The 20052-nt window shown below is 64.1% G+C and carries 19 protein-coding genes; 14 read left to right on the forward strand and 5 right to left on the reverse strand.

The window, feature by feature from the left end; all coding sequences use genetic code 11:
• Window positions 1-170 precede the first annotated feature (170 nt).
• From KMZ29_RS03425 to KMZ29_RS03445, 5 genes are all read left to right on the forward strand, one after another.
• Window positions 171-1088 carry a branched-chain amino acid ABC transporter permease gene (locus KMZ29_RS03425; protein ID WP_215622456.1) on the forward strand — a complete coding sequence of 306 codons (918 nt, stop codon included), beginning with the start codon at window positions 171-173 and terminating at the stop codon, window positions 1086-1088.
• Window positions 1085-2032: a branched-chain amino acid ABC transporter permease gene (locus KMZ29_RS03430; protein WP_215622457.1), complete on the forward strand. Its 948-nt coding sequence runs from the start codon at window positions 1085-1087 to the stop codon at window positions 2030-2032. The genes KMZ29_RS03425 and KMZ29_RS03430 overlap by 4 nt, the downstream gene beginning before the upstream one ends.
• Window positions 2025-2792, forward strand: a complete 768-nt coding sequence (locus tag KMZ29_RS03435; protein ID WP_215622458.1) for an ABC transporter ATP-binding protein — start codon at window positions 2025-2027, stop codon at window positions 2790-2792. Before KMZ29_RS03430 ends, KMZ29_RS03435 begins: the two co-directional genes overlap by 8 nt.
• Window positions 2785-3519 carry an ABC transporter ATP-binding protein gene (locus KMZ29_RS03440; protein WP_215622459.1) on the forward strand — a complete coding sequence of 245 codons (735 nt, stop codon included), beginning with the start codon at window positions 2785-2787 and terminating at the stop codon, window positions 3517-3519. Before KMZ29_RS03435 ends, KMZ29_RS03440 begins: the two co-directional genes overlap by 8 nt.
• Before the next feature lie 639 nt (window positions 3520-4158).
• Window positions 4159-4335 (forward strand): hypothetical protein, encoded by a 177-nt coding sequence (locus KMZ29_RS03445; protein WP_215604681.1) that lies wholly within the window; start codon window positions 4159-4161, stop codon window positions 4333-4335.
• A 19-nt stretch (window positions 4336-4354) separates the two neighbouring features.
• Here KMZ29_RS03445 and KMZ29_RS03450 read toward each other — a convergent pair whose 3' ends face one another.
• Window positions 4355-5791: a glutamine synthetase family protein gene (locus tag KMZ29_RS03450; RefSeq protein WP_215622460.1), complete on the reverse strand. Its 1437-nt coding sequence runs from the start codon at window positions 5789-5791 to the stop codon at window positions 4355-4357.
• A 143-nt stretch (window positions 5792-5934) separates the two neighbouring features.
• Window positions 5935-7290 (reverse strand): aromatic ring-hydroxylating dioxygenase subunit alpha, encoded by a 1356-nt coding sequence (locus KMZ29_RS03455; protein WP_215622461.1) that lies wholly within the window; start codon window positions 7288-7290, stop codon window positions 5935-5937.
• A 118-nt stretch (window positions 7291-7408) separates the two neighbouring features.
• Here KMZ29_RS03455 and KMZ29_RS03460 point away from each other — a divergent pair, with 118 nt between their 5' ends.
• Together KMZ29_RS03460 and KMZ29_RS03465 are read left to right on the forward strand one after the other, a co-directional pair.
• Window positions 7409-8194, forward strand: a complete 786-nt coding sequence (locus tag KMZ29_RS03460) for an IclR family transcriptional regulator domain-containing protein (RefSeq protein ID WP_215622462.1) — start codon at window positions 7409-7411, stop codon at window positions 8192-8194.
• Window positions 8195-8239: 45 nt separating this feature from the next.
• Entirely contained in the window at window positions 8240-8584 is a 345-nt protein-coding gene (locus tag KMZ29_RS03465; protein WP_215622463.1) for a 5-carboxymethyl-2-hydroxymuconate Delta-isomerase, read from the forward strand.
• A gap of 23 nt (window positions 8585-8607) precedes the next feature.
• On the opposite strand, the gene KMZ29_RS03470 is transcribed toward KMZ29_RS03465, so the two are convergent.
• Window positions 8608-8769, reverse strand: coding sequence for a hypothetical protein (locus KMZ29_RS03470; RefSeq protein ID WP_215622464.1), 162 nt, complete (start codon window positions 8767-8769; stop codon window positions 8608-8610).
• 55 nt (window positions 8770-8824) lie between these two features.
• A complete protein-coding gene (locus KMZ29_RS03475; protein ID WP_215622465.1) occupies window positions 8825-9724 on the reverse strand; it encodes a helix-turn-helix transcriptional regulator in 900 nt (299 codons plus the stop codon).
• A 159-nt stretch (window positions 9725-9883) separates the two neighbouring features.
• Between KMZ29_RS03475 and KMZ29_RS03480 the strand changes: the two genes are divergently transcribed.
• From KMZ29_RS03480 to boxB (KMZ29_RS03510), 7 genes are all read left to right on the forward strand, one after another.
• Window positions 9884-11428: a benzoate-CoA ligase family protein gene (locus KMZ29_RS03480; protein WP_215622466.1), complete on the forward strand. Its 1545-nt coding sequence runs from the start codon at window positions 9884-9886 to the stop codon at window positions 11426-11428.
• Between the two features lie 189 nt (window positions 11429-11617).
• Window positions 11618-12436: an alpha/beta fold hydrolase gene (locus KMZ29_RS03485; protein WP_215622467.1), complete on the forward strand. Its 819-nt coding sequence runs from the start codon at window positions 11618-11620 to the stop codon at window positions 12434-12436.
• 24 nt (window positions 12437-12460) lie between these two features.
• Complete coding sequence (locus KMZ29_RS03490; protein ID WP_215622468.1) at window positions 12461-12985, forward strand: DUF309 domain-containing protein; 525 nt, start codon at window positions 12461-12463, stop codon at window positions 12983-12985.
• A 106-nt stretch (window positions 12986-13091) separates the two neighbouring features.
• On the forward strand, window positions 13092-14780 hold the full coding sequence (boxC, locus tag KMZ29_RS03495) for a 2,3-epoxybenzoyl-CoA dihydrolase (protein ID WP_215622469.1): 1689 nt from the start codon (window positions 13092-13094) through the stop codon (window positions 14778-14780).
• A gap of 97 nt (window positions 14781-14877) precedes the next feature.
• Window positions 14878-16332 (forward strand): benzoyl-CoA 2,3-epoxidase subunit BoxB, encoded by a 1455-nt coding sequence (gene boxB, locus KMZ29_RS03500; RefSeq protein WP_215622470.1) that lies wholly within the window; start codon window positions 14878-14880, stop codon window positions 16330-16332.
• Between the two features lie 19 nt (window positions 16333-16351).
• Window positions 16352-17557 carry a benzoyl-CoA 2,3-epoxidase subunit BoxA gene (gene boxA, locus KMZ29_RS03505; RefSeq protein WP_215622471.1) on the forward strand — a complete coding sequence of 402 codons (1206 nt, stop codon included), beginning with the start codon at window positions 16352-16354 and terminating at the stop codon, window positions 17555-17557.
• A gap of 82 nt (window positions 17558-17639) precedes the next feature.
• Entirely contained in the window at window positions 17640-19091 is a 1452-nt protein-coding gene (boxB, locus tag KMZ29_RS03510; protein WP_215622472.1) for a benzoyl-CoA 2,3-epoxidase subunit BoxB, read from the forward strand.
• An 83-nt stretch (window positions 19092-19174) separates the two neighbouring features.
• Here the strand turns inward: boxB (KMZ29_RS03510) and KMZ29_RS03515 are convergent, their stop codons facing one another.
• Entirely contained in the window at window positions 19175-19981 is an 807-nt protein-coding gene (locus KMZ29_RS03515; RefSeq protein WP_215622473.1) for an SDR family oxidoreductase, read from the reverse strand.
• Window positions 19982-20052: the final 71 nt, after the last annotated feature.

Consider the following 20052-nt stretch of genomic DNA (forward strand, 5'->3'; position numbering starts at 1 on the left):
CGCGCAGTCTATCATCGGGCCGCCTGGCGCGGACCAGTTGGCGCCTGCTCAGGATGAGGCTACCAAACCCTCATGGCGAGGAGCGCCGCAACGCCGCGCGTCGCGAACCATGAAGCCCGCGGGATGCCTGACTACGATGCTACGCAACCGGAAGATGACCTAGAACGCGCATGCTGCTTGTCGTCGAACAATTCCTGAATGGGCTGCAGTTCGGGCTGCTGTTGTTCCTGCTGGCGGCGGGATTGACGCTGGTGTTCGGCATCATGGACTTCGTCAATCTGGCGCACGGCTCGCTCTACATGATGGGCGCCTATTTCGCGGCCACCTTCGTGGCGTGGACCGGGAATTTCGTGCTCGGCGCGCTGCTGGCGCTCGGCGCGACCTTGCTGCTCGGCATCGTCCTGGAATTCGTCGCGCTGCGGCACCTTTACGGCCGCGATCATCTCGATCACGTGCTGGCGACGTTCGGGTTGATCCTGTTCTTCAATGACGCGGTGCGGCTGATCTGGGGCCCGGCGGGCCTGGCGCTGCCGCTGCCGGGCTGGCTGACGGTGCCGATCGCGATCATGCCCGGCGTCTATTATCCCGCCTACCGGCTGGCGATCATCGTGGTGGCGCTGGTGGTGGCGCTGTTGCTCTATCTCGTCGTGATGCGCACCCGCATCGGCATGCTGATCCGCGCCGGCGCGTCGAACCGGGAAATGATCGGCGCGCTCGGCATCAACATCAAGCTGCTCTACACCCTGGTGTTCGGGCTTGGCGCCGCATTGGCCGGGCTCGCCGGGCTGATGCAGGCGCCGATCCTCACCGTGCAGATCGGAATGGGCGAGAACATCCTGATCCTCGCCTTCGTCATCATCGTCATCGGCGGCATCGGCTCGATCCGCGGCGCTTTCCTGGCGGCGATCTTCGTCGGCATCATCGATACGCTCGGCCGCGCCTTCCTGCCCGATCTGCTGCGGCAGGTCCTGAGTTCGACCGCCGCCTCCACCGCAGCCCCCGCGCTCTCCTCGATGCTCATCTATCTGTTGATGGCCATCGTGCTGGTGGTGCGGCCGGAGGGGCTGTTTCCAGCCAGCCGCCGATGACCGCTTCGCTCAACGCCCGCAACGTGATCGTGGCGCTGGTGGTCGCCGGCCTCTTGCTGCTGCCGCTCTATACCTCGCTCAGCGGCAACGTCTTCGCGCTGACGCTGTTCACCCGCATCGTGATCTACGCGCTGGCCGCGGCAAGCCTCAATCTCATCATGGGCTATGGCGGCATGATGAGCTTCGGGCATGCCGCCTATCTCGGCATCGGCGGCTACGCGGTCGGCATTCTCGCCCATGAAGGCATCGGCTCCGGCTTCATCCAGTGGCCGGTGGCGCTGGCGGCATCGGCGCTGTTCGCGCTGGTGATAGGCGCGCTCTCGCTGCGCACCCGCGGCGTCTATTTCATCATGATCACGCTGGCGTTTGCGCAGATGGCCTATTACGTCGCCTCCGGGCTTGCCCGCTACGGCGGCGACGACGGCTTGACGATCTACAAGCGCAGCGATTTCGGCGGCCTCATCAACCTGTCGGACCGCGTGCAGTTCTATTATCTCTGCGTCGGCTGCCTGCTCGGCGGCATCTACCTGATCTGGCGCATCGTCAATTCGCGCTTCGGCCTGGTGGTGCAGGGCCTGCGCTCCAACGAGCGGCGCATGCAGGCGATCGGCTTTTCCGTGAACCGCTACCGGCTGGTCTGTTTCGTGATCTCGGGCACCATCTGCGGCCTCGCCGGCGCGCTGCTCGCCAACAACACCGATTTCGTCAGCCCGGCGGCGATGTACTGGACCCGCTCCGGCGATCTCATGGTCATGGTGGTGCTCGGCGGCATGGGCTCGCTGTTTGGCCCGGTGCTGGGTACGATCGTGTTTCTGATGCTGGAGGAATTCCTGTCGCAGATCACGGAATACTGGGCGCTGATCATGGGGCCGCTGCTGCTCCTGATCGTGCTGTTCGGACGCGGCGGCATCGACGGGCTGCTCGGGAGACTGCGCCGTGGCTGAACCCCTGCTGCACGTCGAAAATCTGGTCCGCCGGTTCGGCGGCGTGATCGCGACCGACAACGTCACGCTCGAGGTCAGAAGCGGCGAACTGCACGCCATCATCGGCCCGAACGGCGCCGGCAAGACCACGCTCATCAGCCAGCTCACCGGGCAGTTGCTGCCGCATTCCGGCGCCATCCGCTTCGCCGGTCAGGACATCACCTGGCTGCCGGCCTACCGCCGCAGCCGGCTCGGGCTGGCGCGCTCGTTTCAGATCACCTCGCTGCTGCCCGACTTCACCGCCGCGGACAATGTCGCGCTGGCGGCGCAGGCGCATGCCGGGCACTCCTTCCGATTCTGGGGCAATGCCCGCAAGGAGCCGCAGCTCCGCGAGGCCGCGCGCTCCGCGCTGGACCGGGTGGGGCTCAGTCACCGCGCCGACACCGTGGTATCGGAATTGAGCCATGGCGAGCAGCGCGAGCTCGAACTCGCGGTCGCACTCGCCACCAAGCCGCAACTCCTGTTGCTCGACGAGCCGATGGCCGGCCTCGGCCCCACCGAATCCGCGCGCATGGTGAAGCTGCTGCAGGAATTGCGGCGCGAAGTCGCCATCGTGCTGGTCGAGCATGACATGGACGCGGTGTTCGCGCTGGCCGACCGCATCAGCGTGCTGGTTTACGGCCGCGTCATCGCCTCCGATGTGCCGGCCGCGATCCGCAAGCACGACGAGGTCAAGCGCGCCTATCTCGGCGATCAGCATGTGGTGACCCGCCATGTCTGATGAAGGATTGGTTGAACTGGCGCCGCTGCTCGAAGTCGAAGATATCGAGACCTGCTACGGGCTGAGCCAGGTGCTGTTCGGCATGTCGCTGTCGGTACGGACAGGCGAGATGGTGGCGCTGCTCGGCCGCAACGGCATGGGCAAGACCACGACCATCCGCTCGATCATGGGCCTGACGCCGGCGCGCGCGGGCACGATCCGCTTCGCCGGACATGAGGCGCGCCAGCTGCCGTCGTTCCGGATCGCGCAGCTCGGCATCGGCCTCGTCCCCGAGGGGCGCCAGATCTTTCCCAATCTGACCGTGTACGAGAATCTCGTCGCCGCCTCCGGCAATCGCCTCGGCGCCGCCGATCCCTGGACGCTGGAAAAAATCCACGCGCTGTTCCCGCGGCTCGCCGAACGCGGCGCCAATATGGGCGGCACGCTGTCGGGCGGCGAGCAGCAGATGCTGGCGATCGGCCGCGCGCTGATGACCAATCCGCGCCTCCTGATTCTGGACGAGGCCACCGAAGGCCTCGCGCCCCTGATCCGCGACGAAATCTGGAGCTGCCTGTCGCTGTTGAAGGCGCGCGGACAATCGATCCTGGTGATCGACAAGAACGTCGAGAACCTCACCCGGATCTGCGACCGGCACTACATCATCGAACGGGGACGGGCGGTATGGAGCGGCAGCTCGGAGCAATTGATCGCCGAGCCGGAGCTGCAGCACCGGTATCTCGGGATTTGATAGCAGCGCCGTCATTGCGAGGAGCGAAGCGACCAAGCAATCCGGCTTTTCTCTTTGCAGGGCAAGCTGGATTGCTTCGCTCGCAATGTCGGTTTGAGAGACTGCCGTGAGCCCGTCTTTCACCTCTCCTCTTTTGGGAGTGGGAGTTCCGGCGAGGCCTCAGCGCCGAGGTGCTCGCCAGATATGACGAGGCGCGCGAGCATCTCGATGCAGGCGACCATGTCCCGAGCCTGGGCAGGGTTGCATTTCCGTCAGGGCCCCTGTCTTGCATCTGCCGCAGATGGGATCATGGTTTCTCAGTCGATCTTTCATCGATCGGCGATTAGCAACGCATTGCGCGTGGCAAGGTTTGGTCGCCTTCACGTGGTGCGGCTCCGCGGAGCACCCCGACCGACGCGGCCAACCTCAAGTCAGCGAGCCGTCAGGGGCAACCTTGGCGGCTCACTTGCGTCGATCGGTCCGAGCGCCAGCCAGCGTATCTTTGCACGTAACGCCGTGACGATGACCCGGGCTTCACAGCAATGCTTCGCCGAATTACGCTCAGCCGCAGCGCGTCCTTACAGCTCGCATTGATCTGGAACAAGTCGAGTTCGCGTCCTGGCGTCCAACTTGCCGAACTCTGCAACGGAGGTGGGGAACATGGCGGAAAATCGCTACTATGGTGTCCGGGTCGAGGGAGCAAAATACGGTGTGGGCTTTGGTTCCGCCCTTGCCATCTCGATATCCTATACTGCCAACCATTCGATCCTGTGGGCAATCATCCATGGCATTCTGGGCTGGCTGTACGTGATCTACTTCGCACTGTTCCGGTCATGATGCATCGGTTTTGCAGGCTTCAAAGCATCTCGAAATATTCGCGCTGCTCCCAGTCCGACACTTCCGCCTGAAACCGCTCGATCTCGGCGTTCTTGATGTGGACGTAGTAGTCGACAAACTCGGCGCCCAGCGCGTCGCGGAAGAACGGATCGTCCTTCAGCGCGAACACCGCTTCGCGCAGTGTCTTCGGCAACAGTTCGGCCTTGGTTTCGTACGGCGTATCTGCCGACGGGCCGGGATCGAGCTTGCGGTCGACGCCGTCGAGGCCTGAGAGAATCTGCGAGGCCATGTAGAGATAGGGATTGGCGGCAGGCTCGCCGATGCGGTTTTCCAGCCGGGTCGCGGCATCGCCCGCGCCGCCGAGCACGCGGATCATGACGCCGCGGTTGTCGCGTCCCCAGATCGCGCGATCCGGCGCCAGCGAATAGGAACGGTAGCGCTTGTAGCCGTTGATGGTCGGCGTCGTGAATACCGTCGAGGCGCGGGCGTGCTGCAGCAGCCCTGCAAGATAGGCGCGGCCGAACGGGCTCAGCGCCTCGCCGCCGTCCTTGGCCATGAAGGCGTTCTCGCCGCTCGAACGCGACACCAGCGACTGATGCAGATGCCAGCCGGAGGCGAACACGTTCGGCAGTTTCGGCCGGCACATGAAGGTGGCGTGGTAGCCATGGCGGCGGGCGATCTGCTTCACGGCGCTGCGGAACAGCACCATGTTGTCGGCGGGCTCGAGCCCGGCTTTTGGCGCAAAGGTGAATTCGCACTGGCTCGGGCCGAACTCGACCTCGACCGAGCGCAGGGGCAGGCCGAGCGCCAGCACGTCGCGCCGGATGATTTCCAGCACCGGCTCCATCTGGTCGTAGCGCTGCTCGGTCAGGTACTGGTAGCCGTGCGACAGCAGGCTGACATCGGGCGGCGTGCCCGGCTGGCCGGCATGCTCCGGCGACATTTTCGAATCTTCGAGCTTGAAGATGTGGAATTCGACTTCCAGCCCGGCGACGAAGTCGTAGCCGCGTTTGCCGAGCCCGTCGAGAACCGACCGGTACAGGTTCCGCGTCGCGAACGGCACCGGGCGCCCGTCGGCAAAATGCAGATCGCACATCAGCCATCCCGTGCCCGGCGCCCACGGCAGCGCGCGGAAGGTCGTGGGATCGGCCACCATCAGCACGTCGGCGGCGCCCTCCATCTCCTTCATGCCGAAGCCACCGCCGGACGTGAACACCGGAAACACCGTGCGGTGCGAGGTGTCCTTGGCCAGCATGGTGGTGGTGATCGAGCAGCCGCTCTCCAGCGAGGCCAGCGCTTCGCTGGCGACCAGGGTCTTGCCCCGGAGAATGCCGTGCTGGTCGGGGAACGACAGCCGGATCACCTCCAGCTTCTGCTCCTCGACGATTCGGCGCAGGCGGCCTGCCGCCTCCTTCTGCTCTTTCGACCAGAGTCCGTGACGCTCGACAAAACTCAACGCGTCACTCCCTCAGAGTCCGACACGAACCAATGGAATTGTTGCATATGGGGGCCGTCATTGCGAGCGAAGCGAAGCAATCCATTCTTTCTTTGCGCGGTAAAGCTGGATTGCTTCGCTTCGCTCGCAATGACGATGAAGCGCTAAACCGCCTTCAGATGGCGGATTTTTTCGGCGATCTCGCTCGGCACCGGCGCTGCCCATGGCGCGCTGCGGCGGCGCTTGACGTCGACCTCCATCCAGAAGGTCTCCCAGCCCCGCGTCGGCCCGATGCCGTCCATGGTGGCGGGGCCCTGGATGCTGCGCGCGCGGCCGGCGTCGAGGAACAGCATCGGCTGGCCGCCGCCCGTGACTGTCTCGATTTGCTGCCGCAGCAGCCGGCGATACTGCACGATCGCCTTGTCGGCCTGGCCGAGATGTTCCCTGGTGCGGTCCTGGATCGCGCCCATCGATTCCACCGCCCACTGGTCGTGCACGTTGATGTCGTTGCCCATGCCGGTGTAGGTCGCCGTCAGCTGTTCCTGCGGATCGAAGCCGTAATCGTTGGTCTTGTTCTTGCGCGACTTGTAGTCGGGCAATTCGTAGAGTTCGAGGCGCTGGTCGCGCATCTTGTTCTTGTCGACCGGCGTCGAATAGGAGGTGAAGACCGCGTACCAGTAGCAGTTTTCGTCGTCGACCGGCACGTGCCACTGCGTGATCGTCATCTCGGTGCTCATCGGTATGACAAAGCCGTGCGGGAACAGCTGGTTGGTGACGCGGACATGGGTGCGCTCGTCGTCGATCTCGCGCAGCGTGATCAGGCGCAGCCCGTATTCGGTGTGCTCGACATTGATGATGGGGCGGTCGTATTCGCGCAGGATCTTGGTCATCGGCAGGTCGCTGCCGGCGGAAGCGCCGCGGAACTGCTTGCCATAGGCGGTCGAGGTGTCCTCGTCCTCGAAGAAGCGGTGCAGGAAGGAAGCATGCGACGGGTCGATGCCGACCTCGAGCGCCTGCAGCCAGTTGCAGTTGATGTGGCCCTTGAATGCAAAGGTGTGGCTGTCCGGCGCGACGAAGCAGTCGATCTCGGGAAAGGCCGGCGGCTCGCCTTCGCCGAGCCAGGCCCAGAGGATGCCGCTTCTTTCGACCACCGGGTAGGCGCGCTGCCGGATGCCCTTGCACAGCTGCGAGTCCTTCGGTTCGGCCGGCGTCTCCAGGCATTGGCCCGACGCGTCGAACAGCCAGCCATGGAAGGCGCAGCGCAGGCCGCCGTTTTCCAGCCGGCCGAAGGCGAGGTCGGCGCCGCGATGCGGGCAGCGGCGGTCGACCAGGCCGTAGCGGCCCTCTTCGTCGCGAAACAGCACGAGGTCCTCGCCGAGCAATTTGACCGGCCGCACCGGGCGCGGCCCCTGCAGTTCGTCGACCAGGGCGGCCGGCTGCCAGTACATCCGCATCAGTTTACCGCACGGGTCCTTCGGTCCGGTCCGCGTGATCAGGTCGTTCTGCTCCTGGCTCATCATGGCGGCTTAAATCCTCTTGTCGCGCGATTTGTTCGCCTATTGAACTAATGGGCGAATTATGACATGCATTGGCGAAGCGGCAAGCACAATCTTTGAACGACGTCGGCGGAACGCTCCAATGCCAAAGCCAAAGCGTGGGGATCGCGAAGCGCGCGCCACCGATTTCGTCGAGAGCCTCGACCGCGGCCTGCGCCTGCTGCAGAAGTTCGGCGCCGTCAGCGGCCCGGCGACGCTCAGCGATCTCGCGCGCGCCGCCGAACTGCCGCGCGCCACCGCGCGCCGCATCCTGTTCACGCTCGAGCGCGGCGGTTTCGTTGCGACCGACGGCAAGCTGTTCAGCCTCACCCCGCACGTCCTCACGCTGGCGGCGTCCTATCTGCGTTCGAGCCAGGTGGTGGCGGTGCTGCAGCCGGTGCTCGACCGGATCGCGACGGCCGCCCAGGAGATCAGTTCGCTGGCGGTGCTGGACGGCGAGGAGGTCGTGTTCATCGCGCGCGGCAGTCCGGCGCGGGTATTCTCGACCGGCCTCGACATCGGCTATCGCCTGCCGGCCTTTTGCACCTCGGTCGGCCGCGCCATGCTCGGCCAGTTCGACGATGCCGATCTCGCGATCAGATTGGCGAAGATGCGCCGCGAGCCGATGACCGCGCACACGGTGACCGATCCGGAACGGCTGCTCGCCGCCATCGCCACCGACCGGGAGCAGGGCTATTCGCTGGTGGATCGCGAAGCCGAGCCGGGGTTTCGCTCGATCTCGGTGCCGATCCGCCGTTACGACGGCGCCATCATCGCCGCGATCAATATGGGCGCCCATGTCGATCGCGTCTCCACCGGCGAAATGATCGACCGCTTTCTGCCGCTGCTTCGCGAGGGCTCGGACTCGGTAAAGTCCATGTTGCTGTGATCCTGTCCGGATTCAGTTCACCCCAACCATCGGATACTGGAACAGATGCCTCATATCGTCGTCGAATATTCCGCCGATGCCGGCTTCGACATCATTGGCTTGATGCAAGCCCTGCACAACGCCGCCGCATCGACCGCCGTGATGCAGGCGACGGATATCAAGGTCCGGGCGCTGCCCTATGCGGATTATCTGGTGGCCGGGAAACGGGACAGCTTCTGCCACGTCTCGGTCTATCTGCTCGAGGGCCGCACCCCTGCGCAGAAGCTGACCCTGAGCGAGACGCTCCGCACCGCCATGGCGACCTTGGTGCCGGACGCGAAAAGCCTCAGCGTCGATATCCGTGACATGGACGCATCGGCCTACAAGAAGCGGCTGAATGTGGACCAATGAGGCCAGCGCTTGCGTGCAGGAATTCAGGGGCTCTGTGCGGTGCTCAATCCAAAATGGCCAATGATTTCCCGCGCGGTCGCCTCCGCCGGTCGCCCTTCGGTGTCCAGCTCGAGGCAGCCGGCGCGCGGCACCGGCGTGAGTTGGTAAGCGTCGAGATACTTGGCGAGGCTTTCCTCTGACGTCATCTTGCGCCGTTCGGCCCGGTCGGGATTGCATAGCCGCGGCGGACAAGAGGGAGGATCACCCCCGCGCGAACCGTCGCGCTTCGTTTTGCAGCACCGGCGATACCGCGTCGATCAGGCGCGCGGCTGCGGCATCCACGGAAAGGCCCGCGGTGTCGACCACGGCGTTGGCGCGGGCATAGAGCGGCTCGCGGCTGAGCAAAATGGTGCGCAGTTCCGCCATCGCCGAGCGGTCGTCGGCCATCGGGCGCAGGTCGCCCTGGCCGCGCACCCGCGTCATGTGTTCTTCTGGCTCGGCCTTCAGCCAGATGGTGTAGAACGACTGCAGGATCAGGTCGAAGGTGAGGGGCTCGGAGACGATGCCGCCGCCGGTCGCCAGCACCATCAGCTCTTTTCGCGCCAGCAACTGGTTCAGCGCGGTCTGCTCCATCCGGCGAAAACCTTCCTGGCCGTAGAGCGCGATGATCTCGGCGACCGACAATCCGTTCTGCCGCTCGATCTCCTTGTTCAATTCGACGAAGCTCCAGCCGATCTTCTTCGCCAGCATCCTGCCGAGGGTGGACTTGCCGGCGCCGCGCAGCCCGATCAGCGCGATGCCGGAAAACGATGCGCGCTGCGCCGAGGCGCCGCCCGCATGGCCGGCGAGAATTTCCCTGGCCTGCGCGACCTGGTTCGGCGTTGCCTTGCGCAGGAGGTCGCGGATCACCGGCCAGTCCGGCGCCGGTTCGCCCGCGGGAATGAGGTCTTCCAGATGCGCGCCCATCGCGTCCGACACCCGGCGCAACAGCACGATCGAGACGTTGCCCTTGCCGCTTTCGAGCTGGGCGATATAGCGTTCGGAAATGCCGGAGACTTTGGCCAGCACCTTTCGCGACATGCCGCGAAGCGCGCGCATGGTGCGGACACGCTGGCCGAGCTGCTCGAGAAAGCCGGTTTCGGGATCGAGATTTTCGGTCATGTCCCCGTTCGAATCGGGCAGCGGATGCGCCGTTTCTGGAAACATAATGCCGACGAGGATTGACAGCAAGCGCGTCTGTCTGCATTTATATGAATTATAATTCTTAAAATCCTGGGGGGGAGAAGACGTCGTGACAGGCTTAGAGCTCAGGAGCGCGGCATGAGCGGCGGTTCCTACAACGCGGTGACCTGGCTGCTCGACCGCAATGTCGACGAAGGCCGCGGCGCAAAACTCGCCTTTACCGACACCGTTTCCGAGCTGACCTATGGCGGCCTGCAGCAGCAGAGCCGGCGCGTCGCCAACATGCTGCGCCGCCTCGGCGTCCGCCGCGAAGAGCGGGTCGCCATGATCATGCTCGACACCGTCGATTTCCCGGCGGTGTTTCTCGGCGCGATCCGCGCCGGCATCGTGCCGGTGCCGCTCAACACGCTTTTGACGTCGGATCAATATGCCTATGTGCTGGCGGATTGCCGCGCGCGGGTGCTGTTCATCTCCGAAGCGCTGCTGCCGGTCGTGAAGGATATGGTCGGGCGGCTGCCGGATCTCGAGCATGTCGTCGTCTCCGGCAAGGATGCGCTCGGTCACAAGAAGCTGTCCGACGAACTCACGGGCGAAAGCGACGTCTTTGCGACCGCGGCGACCCATCCCGACGAGCCGGCGTTCTGGCTGTATTCGTCGGGCTCGACCGGCATGCCCAAGGGCGTGCGGCATCTGCATTGCAATCTGGCGGCGACCGCGGACACCTACGCCAGGCAGGTGCTCGGCATTCGCGAGGACGACGTTTGCCTGTCGGCGGCGAAACTGTTCTTCGCCTACGGCCTTGGCAATGCGCTGACCTTCCCGATGTCGGTCGGCGCCACCACCGTGCTCAATTCCGAGCGGCCGACGCCGGCGCTGATGTTCGCGCTGATGAACAAGTACAATCCCACCATCTTCTTCGGCGTGCCGACGCTGTATTCCTCGATGCTCAACGACGAGACCTTGAAGAACGAACCCGCCGGCTCACGCCTGCGCATCTGCACCTCCGCCGGCGAGGCGCTGCCGGAGTCGGTCGGCAATGCCTGGAAGGCGCGCGTCGGCGTCGACATTCTCGACGGCGTCGGCTCGACCGAACTCTTGCATATCTTTCTCTCGAACGCGCCCGGCGACATCAAATACGGCACCTCGGGCCGTCCGGTGCCGGGCTACAAGGTGCGGCTGGTGAACGACGCCGGCGACGACGTGCCCGACGGCGAGGTCGGCGAACTCCTGGTCGATGCGCCCTCCGCCGGCGAGGGCTACTGGAACCAGCGCAGCAAGACCCGCCAGACCTTTGCCGGCCACTGGACCCGCACCGGCGACAAATACGTTCGCGATGCCGACGGCCGTTACACCTTCTGCGGCCGCGGCGACGACATGTTCAAGGTGTCCGGCATCTGGGTGTCGCCGTTCGAGGTCGAGAGCGCGTTGATCACCCATCCTGCGGTGCTGGAAGCCGCCGTGGTGCCCGAGGCCGATCCGGAAGGCCTTTTGAAGCCGAAGGCATTCGTGGTGCTGCGCCCGGGCGCCAGCGCGGCCGGCCTGCACGAGGCGCTGAAGGAGCACGTCAAGCAGAAGATCGGTCCGTGGAAATATCCACGCTGGGTCGAGGTCGTCGATAGCTTGCCGAAAACCGCGACCGGAAAGATCCAGCGGTTCAAGCTGAGGGATGCGAAGGCAAAATAGAAGGGAGCACGATCGTCTCCACGCGTCGTCCCGGCGCACGCCGGGACCCATAACCACCGCCGTTCATTGTTGCGGAAGGTGTTGGCCGGTCTGCCCATACGAGAGGCCGCGGAGTATGGGTCCCGGCGTGCGCCGGGACGACGAGCGAGTGGATTGAAGCGTCTCGATCACCTTCGGAAAGCCAATTTCATGACCACGCTCTCCCCTTCTGGCTTCCTCCGCATCGGCGCGTCCGATCTCGAATACCGCATGATCGGCCCGATGCCGGACGCCGCGCCGACCATCGTCATGCTGCACGAGGGTCTCGGCTCGGCCGGGCTGTGGGGCGATTTTCCGGACCGGCTGCAGGCGGCGACCGGGGCCGGCGTGTTCGTCTATTCGCGCGCGGGCTACGGCGCCTCGAGCCCGGTGCAGCTGCCGCGCCCGCTCGACTACATGCACATCGAGGCGCGCGAGACCCTGCCGAAGCTGCTCGAGACCATCGGCTTCCGCCGCGGCCTTCTGGTCGGCCATTCCGATGGCGCCTCGATCGCCGCGATTTACGCCGGTGGCGTTCAGGATTACCGCGTGCGCGGGGTCGCGATGATCGCGCCGCATTTTATCGTCGAGGATATTTCGGTGGCCTCGATCGCGGAGATCAAGAAGACCTACGAGACGACGGAGCTGAAGTCGAAGCTCGCCCGCTGGCACAAGGACGTCGACAACGCCTTCTACGGCTGGAACGCCGCCTGGCTCGACCCGAAATTCCGCAGCTGGGATATCTGCGAATATCTCGCCTATATCCGCGTGCCGGTGGCGATCCTGCAGGGCGCCGACGACCAGTATGGGACATTACGGCAGGTCGAGATTGCCGAGGAAGAGTGCTATTGTCCGGTCGATGTGACGATCATCCCGGGCGCCGGACACTCGCCGCATCGCGAAGCGCCGGAGGCGACGCTGCATGCGATCTCGGATTTCGCAGGACGCATTCTGCACACCCATGAAGGCTCGCAGGGGCGGGCCGCCTAAGGCGTCAGCCGGGGCGAGGCCGCGATGAGCCCGCCTCCGTCAGCCGCGAACCAGCTTCCGCTGCCGCAATGGGCCTATGTCCCCGGCGAGACCGCGGAGGCCGACGCCGATCACGATACGCTGTGGCAGGCCAAGGCGCTGGTGCCCTCCCGGTTTCGCGATTTCGTCCCGGCGCGGCATCCGGCGCTGCGCTACGGGCTGGCGCTCAACGATCACGGCTTCTTCTGGGAGTCGCAGCAGATCCTCGAAGCGGTATGGGCGGCAGCGCCGCAAGGCGGCCGCGAGCGCATCCTGCTGCGGGCCTGCATCCAGATCGCAGGCGCCAATCTCAAGCTGCGGATGCTGAAGCCGCACGCCGCCGTGCGGCTGTTCGGCGAGGCGCTGCGGGAACTCACCACGCTCAGCCTTCGCCAGGCGGTTGCCGGCGGCGACGGCTTTGCCGACACCTTCCCGACCGCCGCGCTGGCGGCGCTGTTGACGGGGAAACTGGCGCAGCCGGCGCTATCCAAGGCGGATTGGGTGAATATCGGCGCCGCCGGCCGCACATGAAACAAAATGCATCTTTTTGCATTTTTGGGTAGACAAACCAAAAAAACATGCACTATTGTGCATCAAACGTTAAATAGTTCAAACTTCAAAAACCCAAGGGTGGCCCATGGCCGGTGAAGATCGCGTCCTTTCAGGCGGCGCGAAATACATCGATTTTCAGACCGATCCGTCGCGCTACCGGCACTGGAAGCTGGAGGTCGCAGGCGATGTCGGGACGCTGACCATGGATGTCGACGAGAACGGTGGCCTGTTCGAAGGCTACCAGCTCAAGCTCAATTCCTACGATCTCGGCGTCGACATTGAGCTCGCGGACGCGGTGCAGCGGCTGCGCTTCGAGCATCCCGAGGTCAAGGTGGTGGTGATGCGCTCGGGCAAGAACCGCGTGTTCTGCGCCGGCGCCAATATCCGCATGCTGGCCGGCTCCACCCACGCCCACAAGGTCAATTTCTGCAAGTTCACCAACGAGACCCGCAACGGGCTGGAGGACTCATCCGAGAATTCCGGCCAGCGCTTCATCACCGTGGTCAACGGCACGGCGGCCGGCGGCGGCTATGAACTGGCGCTGGCGACCGATCACATCATCATGGCCGATGATGGTTCGGCGGCGGTGGCGCTGCCGGAAGTGCCGCTGCTGGCGGTGCTGCCGGGCACCGGCGGCCTGACGCGGGTCGTCGACAAGCGCAAGGTGCGCCGCGACCACGCCGACTTCTTCTGCACCATCGAGGAAGGCATCAAGGGCAAGCGCGCGGTGCAGTGGCGCCTGGTCGACGAGATCGCGCCGAACAGCAAGCTGGAGGCCAAGGTCGCCGAGCGCGCCAGGGAATTCGCCGCCGCCTCGAAGCGCAACGGCGCCGGCAAGGGCATTGAGCTGACGAGACTCAGCCGTACCATCGACGAAAACAGCATCCGCTACGGCTTCGTCAGCGTCGACATCGACCGCGCGGCGCGCATCGCCACCATCTCGATCAAGGCGCCGGAGGAGGCCCCGCCCGCCGATATCGACGGCATGATCGCCAAGGGCGCCTCGTTCTGGCCGCTGCAGGTAGCGCGCGAACTCGACGATGCGATCCTGCATCTTCGCATCAACGAACTCGAGATCGCGATGCTGGTGTTCAAGTCGCATGGCGATGCCGCCAATGTGCTGGCCTGCGACGCCTTTCTGGAAGCCAACAAGGCACAATGGCTGGTCAACGAGATCAGGCAGTACTGGAAGCGGGTGCTGAAGCGCATCGACGTCACCTCGCGCACGCTGGTGACGCTGGTCGAGCCCGGCTCCTGCTTCGCCGGCACACTGGCCGAACTCGTGTTCGCGGCCGACCGCTCCTACATGCTGATCGGCTCGCGGCAGGGCGATAACCGCAGCCCCCCGGCCATCAAGCTCTCGGCGATGAATTTCGGGCCCTATCCGATGAGCCACGGCCTGACGCGCCTGCAGTCGCGTTTCCTGGCCGATCCTTCCGACCTCGATCGTGCCAAGGCGAAGATCGGCGAGGCGCTCGACGCTGAGGAGGCCGAGGCGCTCGGCCTCGTCACCTTCGCGCTCGACGATATCGACTGGGACGACGAAGTCAGGGTGTTCTTCGAGGAGCGCGCCAGCTTCTCGCCCGACAGTCTCACCGGCATGGAAGCGAATCTGCGCTTCGTGGGCCCTGAGACCATGGAATCGAAAATCTTCTCGCGCCTGACTGCGTGGCAGAACTGGATCTTTCAGCGCCCCAACGCGGTCGGCGAAGAGGGCGCGCTGCGCCGCTACGGCACCGGCCAGAAGGCGCAGTTCGATATGACGAGAGTTTAGCGGCGAATAGCGAGTGGCGAATAGCGAATAGCTGTTCGTTTCCATTCGCTACTCGCCATTCGCCAAACAAGATCGCTCCAACACGGGAGGCACCACCATGAACGTCAACATCATGAACGTCGACTACTCCACCAAGATTCCCAACAACGTGAATCTCGCGGAGGACCGCCAGGTGCTGAAGGCCCTGGAAGGCTGGCATCCCGGCTATCTCGACTGGTGGAACGACATGGGTCCGGAAGGTTTCCAGGAATCGCTGGTGTACCTGCGCACGGCCGTCAGCGTCGATCCCAAAGGCTGGGCCAAGTTCGATTACGTGCGCATGCCGGAATACCGCTGGGGCATCCTGCTCGCTCCGCAAGACCCGGACCGAAGGGTGAATTTCGGTCAGCACCTGGGAGAAAAGGCCTGGCAGGAAGTACCTGGCGAGTATCGTGCCATGTTGCGCCGTCTCGTCGTGGTCCAGGGCGACACCGAGCCTGCATCCGTCGAACAGCAGCGCCATCTCGGGAAAACCGCGCCGTCGCTTTACGACATGCGCAACCTGTTCCAGGTCAACGTCGAGGAAGGCCGCCATCTCTGGGCCATGGTCTACCTGCTGCAGAAATATTTCGGCCGCGATGGCCGCGAGGAAGCCGACGAATTGTTGCGCCGCCGTTCCGGCGATGCCGATTCGCCGCGCATGCTGGGCGCCTTCAACGAGGCCACGCCGGACTGGCTGTCGTTCTTCATGTTCACCTTCTTCACCGACCGTGACGGCAAGATGCAGCTCGAGAGCCTTGCGCAATCCGGCTTCGATCCGTTGTCGCGCAGTTGCCGCTTCATGCTGACCGAGGAGGCACATCACATGTTCGTCGGCGAGACCGGCGTCGGCCGCGTGCTTCAGCGCACCTGCGAGGCCATGAAAGAGGCAGGCATCGACGATCCCTATGCGATCGAGAAGGTGCGTGCGCTCGGCGTGATTGATCTGCCGACCGTTCAGAAGAAGCTGAACCTGCACTATACGCTCTCGCTCGACCTGTTTGGCTCGGAAGTCTCGACCAATGCCGCGAATTTCTACAATGCGGGCCTGAAGGGCCGCTTCCAGGAAACCAAGATCGACGACGATCACCGCCTGACCAACGACTTCTACAAAGTCCTGAAGCTGGTCGACGGCAAGATCGCGCTGGTCGACGAGCCGGCGCTGACCGCGCTGAACATGCGGCTGCGCGATGACTACTCGGCCGACTGCGAAAAGGGCGTCGAGCGCTGGAACAAGATCATCGAAAAGGCCGGTGTGAACTTCCGTCTCGAATTGCCGCATACCGCGTTCCACCGCCAGATCGGCGAATTCAGGGACGTCAACGCGACTCCCAAGGGCGTCATCGTCAGCGCCGCCGAATGGGCCAAGGTCAGGAATGACTATCTGCCCTCGCCCTCCGATGGAGATTTCATCGCCTCGCTGATGGAGCCTGTCAGCGAGCCGGGCCAATACGCGAAATGGATTGCCCCGCCGAAGATGGGCATCGACAACAAGCCGGGCGATTTCGAATATGTGAAGATCGAGGCGGCGTGACCGGGCCGGGCTGAACGAAATGGACGCGCCTGTTCAGGAGGTGATCAAGCAGCATCTCATCGACCCCGAAATATGTATTCGCTGCAATACCTGCGAAGAAACATGTCCGGTCGATGCGGTGACGCATGACGGCAACAACTATGTTGTTGACGCCGGCATCTGCAATCACTGCATGGACTGCATTTCGCCCTGTCCCACCGGGTCGATCGACAACTGGCGCGTGGTCACCAGGCCCTATTCGCTGCAGGAGCAGTTTTCCTGGAGCGAACTGCCGACGCAGGAGGATGTCGCCGTCAATGCCGGCGGCGCCGCCGCCATCGATGCGCTGGAGGACGACGTCAGCAGGCTGCTCGAGGAGGCGCGCAAGGGATTGGGCGGCAAGCCGGTTGCCCCGCATTCCGCCGGCAAGCCGACCGTCAATCTCTACAGCCGCGGCAAGCCTGCGACCGCGACCGTGACTGGAAACTTTCGGTTGACCGATGCGGCCTCGGATTCCGACATTCGGCATATCATCCTGGATTTTGGCAATCAGCCGTTTCCGGTTCTGGAAGGCCAAAGCATCGGCATCGTCGTGCCCGGCGTCGATGCCGGCGGCAATGCCCATCATCCGCGACTGTATTCCGTCGCCAGTTCGCGCGACGGCGAGAAGCGAAACGCCAACAACCTCGCCCTTACCGTGAAGCGGGTAGATGGCGGCTTGTGCTCGAATTATCTCTGTGACCTTCCGCGCGGTGCGAAGATCCAGGTTACCGGTCCCTTCGGCGCGACCTTCCTGATGCCGGACGATCCCGCCGCGAATATCATCATGATCTGCACGGGCACCGGTTCCGCGCCGTTCCGCGGCTTCACCGAGCGCCGCCGCCGTGCGATGCCGGACGCCGCGGGCAGGCTGCTTCTGTTTTTTGGCGCACGGCGGCCCGAAGAATTGCCGTATTTCGGGCCGTTGCAGAAGGTGCCGGAGAAATTGCTCGGAAAATTCTTCTGCTATTCGCGCGTGCCGAACGAGCCTCGCGTCTATGTGCAGGACCGTATCCGCTCCGAGGCGGGAGAAATCGCGAAACTGCTCGCCGATTCCAATACGCACGTCTATATTTGCGGGCTCAGGGGCATGGAAAGCGGCGTCGACGAAGCTTTCGCCGATGCCTGCCGTGCCGCATCGCTCGACTGGTCGGCGCTGAAGCCTGCCATGCGCGAGAGCGGACGCTATCATGTCGAGACATATTAGTATCTCGAGACATACTAGCATCTGTTGGTGACGGAAGCTGCGAGTTTCGCCAAACGCCGCCGCCCAACACGGGAGAGCTGCCATGAACGTCAACATCATGAACGTCGACTACTCCACCAAGATTCCCAACAACGTGAATCTCAGCGAGGATCGGCAGGTGCTCAAGGCGCTGGAGGGCTGGCACCCCGGTTACATGAACTGGTGGGGCGACATGGGCCCGGAAGGCTTCCAGCAGTCGCTGGTTTACCTGCGCACGGCCTATTCGGTCGATCCGCGCGGCTGGGCCAAGTTCGACTATGTGAAGATGCCGGATTACCGTTGGGGCATCCTGCTGGTTCCACAGGAGGAGAACCGCGTCATCCCGTTCGGCGAGCATTACGGCGAGCCTGCGTGGCAGGAAGTCCCGGGTGAGCATCGTGCCATGCTGCGCCGCCTGATCGTGATCCAGGGCGACACCGAGCCGGCTTCGGTCGAGCAGCAGCGCCATCTCGGCAAGACCGCGCCCTCGCTCTACGATCTGCGCAACCTGTTCCAGGTCAATGTCGAGGAAGGCCGTCATCTCTGGGCCATGGTCTATCTTCTGCAGAAGTATTTCGGCCGCGACGGCCGCGAGGAGGCCGATGATCTGTTGCGCCGGCGTTCTGGCGACGCCGACGCGCCGCGCATGCTGGGCGCCTTCAACGAGGCGACGCCGGACTGGCTGTCGTTCTTCATGTTCACTTATTTCACCGACCGCGACGGCAAGATGCAGCTGCACTCGCTGGCGCAGTCCGGCTTCGATCCGTTGTCGCGCACCTGCCGCTTCATGCTGACCGAGGAGGCGCATCACATGTTCGTCGGCGAGACCGGCATCAGCCGCGTGGTGCAGCGGACCTGCGAAGCCATGAAGGCCGCCGGGATCAGCGATCCCGCCGATATCGCCAGGGTCCGCGCGCTCGGGGTGATCGATCTGCCGACCATCCAGAAGAAGCTCAACCTGCACTACACGCTGTCGCTCGACCTGTTCGGCTCGGAGGTCTCCACCAACGCGGCCAACGCCTTCAATGCCGGCATCAAGGGCCGCTATCACGAGACCCAGATCAAGGACGATCACCAACTGAAGAACGATACCTATCCGGTGCTCAAGCTGGTCAACGGCGAGATCAAGCGCGTCGACGAGCCGGCGCTCACCGCGCTCAACATGCGGCTGCGCGACGATTACAGCCAGGACTGCGTCAAGGGCCTGTTGCGCTGGAACAAGATCATCTCGACATCAGGCTACGACTACAAGCTGACGCTGCCGAACGTCGCGTTCCACCGCCAGATCGGAGAGTTCAAGGACGTCCACGCCACGCCCGACGGCCTCCTGATCGACGACGCCACCTGGAACAAGCGGCGGAACGATTGGCTGCCCTCGCCTGACGACGGCGATTTCATCGCCTCGCTGATGCAGCCGGTGACCGAGATAGGCGGCTTCGCCCCCTGGATCTCGCCGCCCAAGGTCGGCATCGACAACAAGCCCGGCGATTTCGAGTATGTGAAGATCGAGACGTAAGTTGGCGAATGGCGAGTAGCGAGTAGAGAAACTTCCATTCGCCATTCGCTATTCGCTATTCGCCACTCGCCCATCGCCGCCCCTCAATCCCAGCCCTCACCCTTGATCCCCGGATTGGCATAGACGATGCCGCCGTCGACCGCGATCGTCGCGCCGACCACGTAATCGCCGGCGCGCGAGGCGAGATAGATCGCGGCCCCCGCCATGTCCTCGTCGGTGCCGATGCGGCCCGATGGCACCCGCGTCGACACCTCGTCGGCATTGTCGCGCGCCGCCTTGTTCATGTCGGACTTGAACGGTCCCGGCGCGATCGCCGTCACCACGATGTGGTCGCGGATCAGTTTCACCGCCATCCGCCGGGTCAGGTGAATCAGGCCCGCTTTGCTCGCGGCGTAGGAATAGGTCTCCATCGGGTTGACGAAGATGCCGTCGATGGAAGCAATGTTGATCACCTTGCCGGGCTTGTCCGCGGTGGCGGCAGCGCGCAAGGGGGCGGCCAGCGCTTTGGTCAGAAAGAACGGCGTCTTGACGTTGAGGTTCATCACCTTGTCCCAGCCGCTCTCCGGAAATTCGTCGAAATCGGCACCCCAGGCCGCACCCGCATTGTTGACGAGGATGTCGAGCTTGGGCTCGCGCTTTTTGATCTCCGCCGCCAGCATGTCGATGCCGGCCATGGTCGAAATATCGATCGGCAGCGCGATGCATTCGCCGCCATATTCGGCCGAAAGCTCCTTCGCGGTCGCCTCGCAGGGCCCGGCCTTGCGCGCGGTGATGTAGACCTTGGCGGCACCCTGCGCGAGAAACCCGGCCGCGATCATCTTGCCGATGCCGCGCGATCCCCCGGTCACGAGCGCAATGCGCCCCTTCAGCGAAAACAGATCCTTGAACATGATGCCCTCCGGTTGATTTTGCCGGCGGTTTTTGGGCGTGGGAGGAAGATGAGTCAAGGAACACTCGTCGC

The organism is Bradyrhizobium sediminis, assembly GCF_018736085.1.
Lineage (GTDB): Bacteria > Pseudomonadota > Alphaproteobacteria > Rhizobiales > Xanthobacteraceae > Bradyrhizobium > Bradyrhizobium sediminis.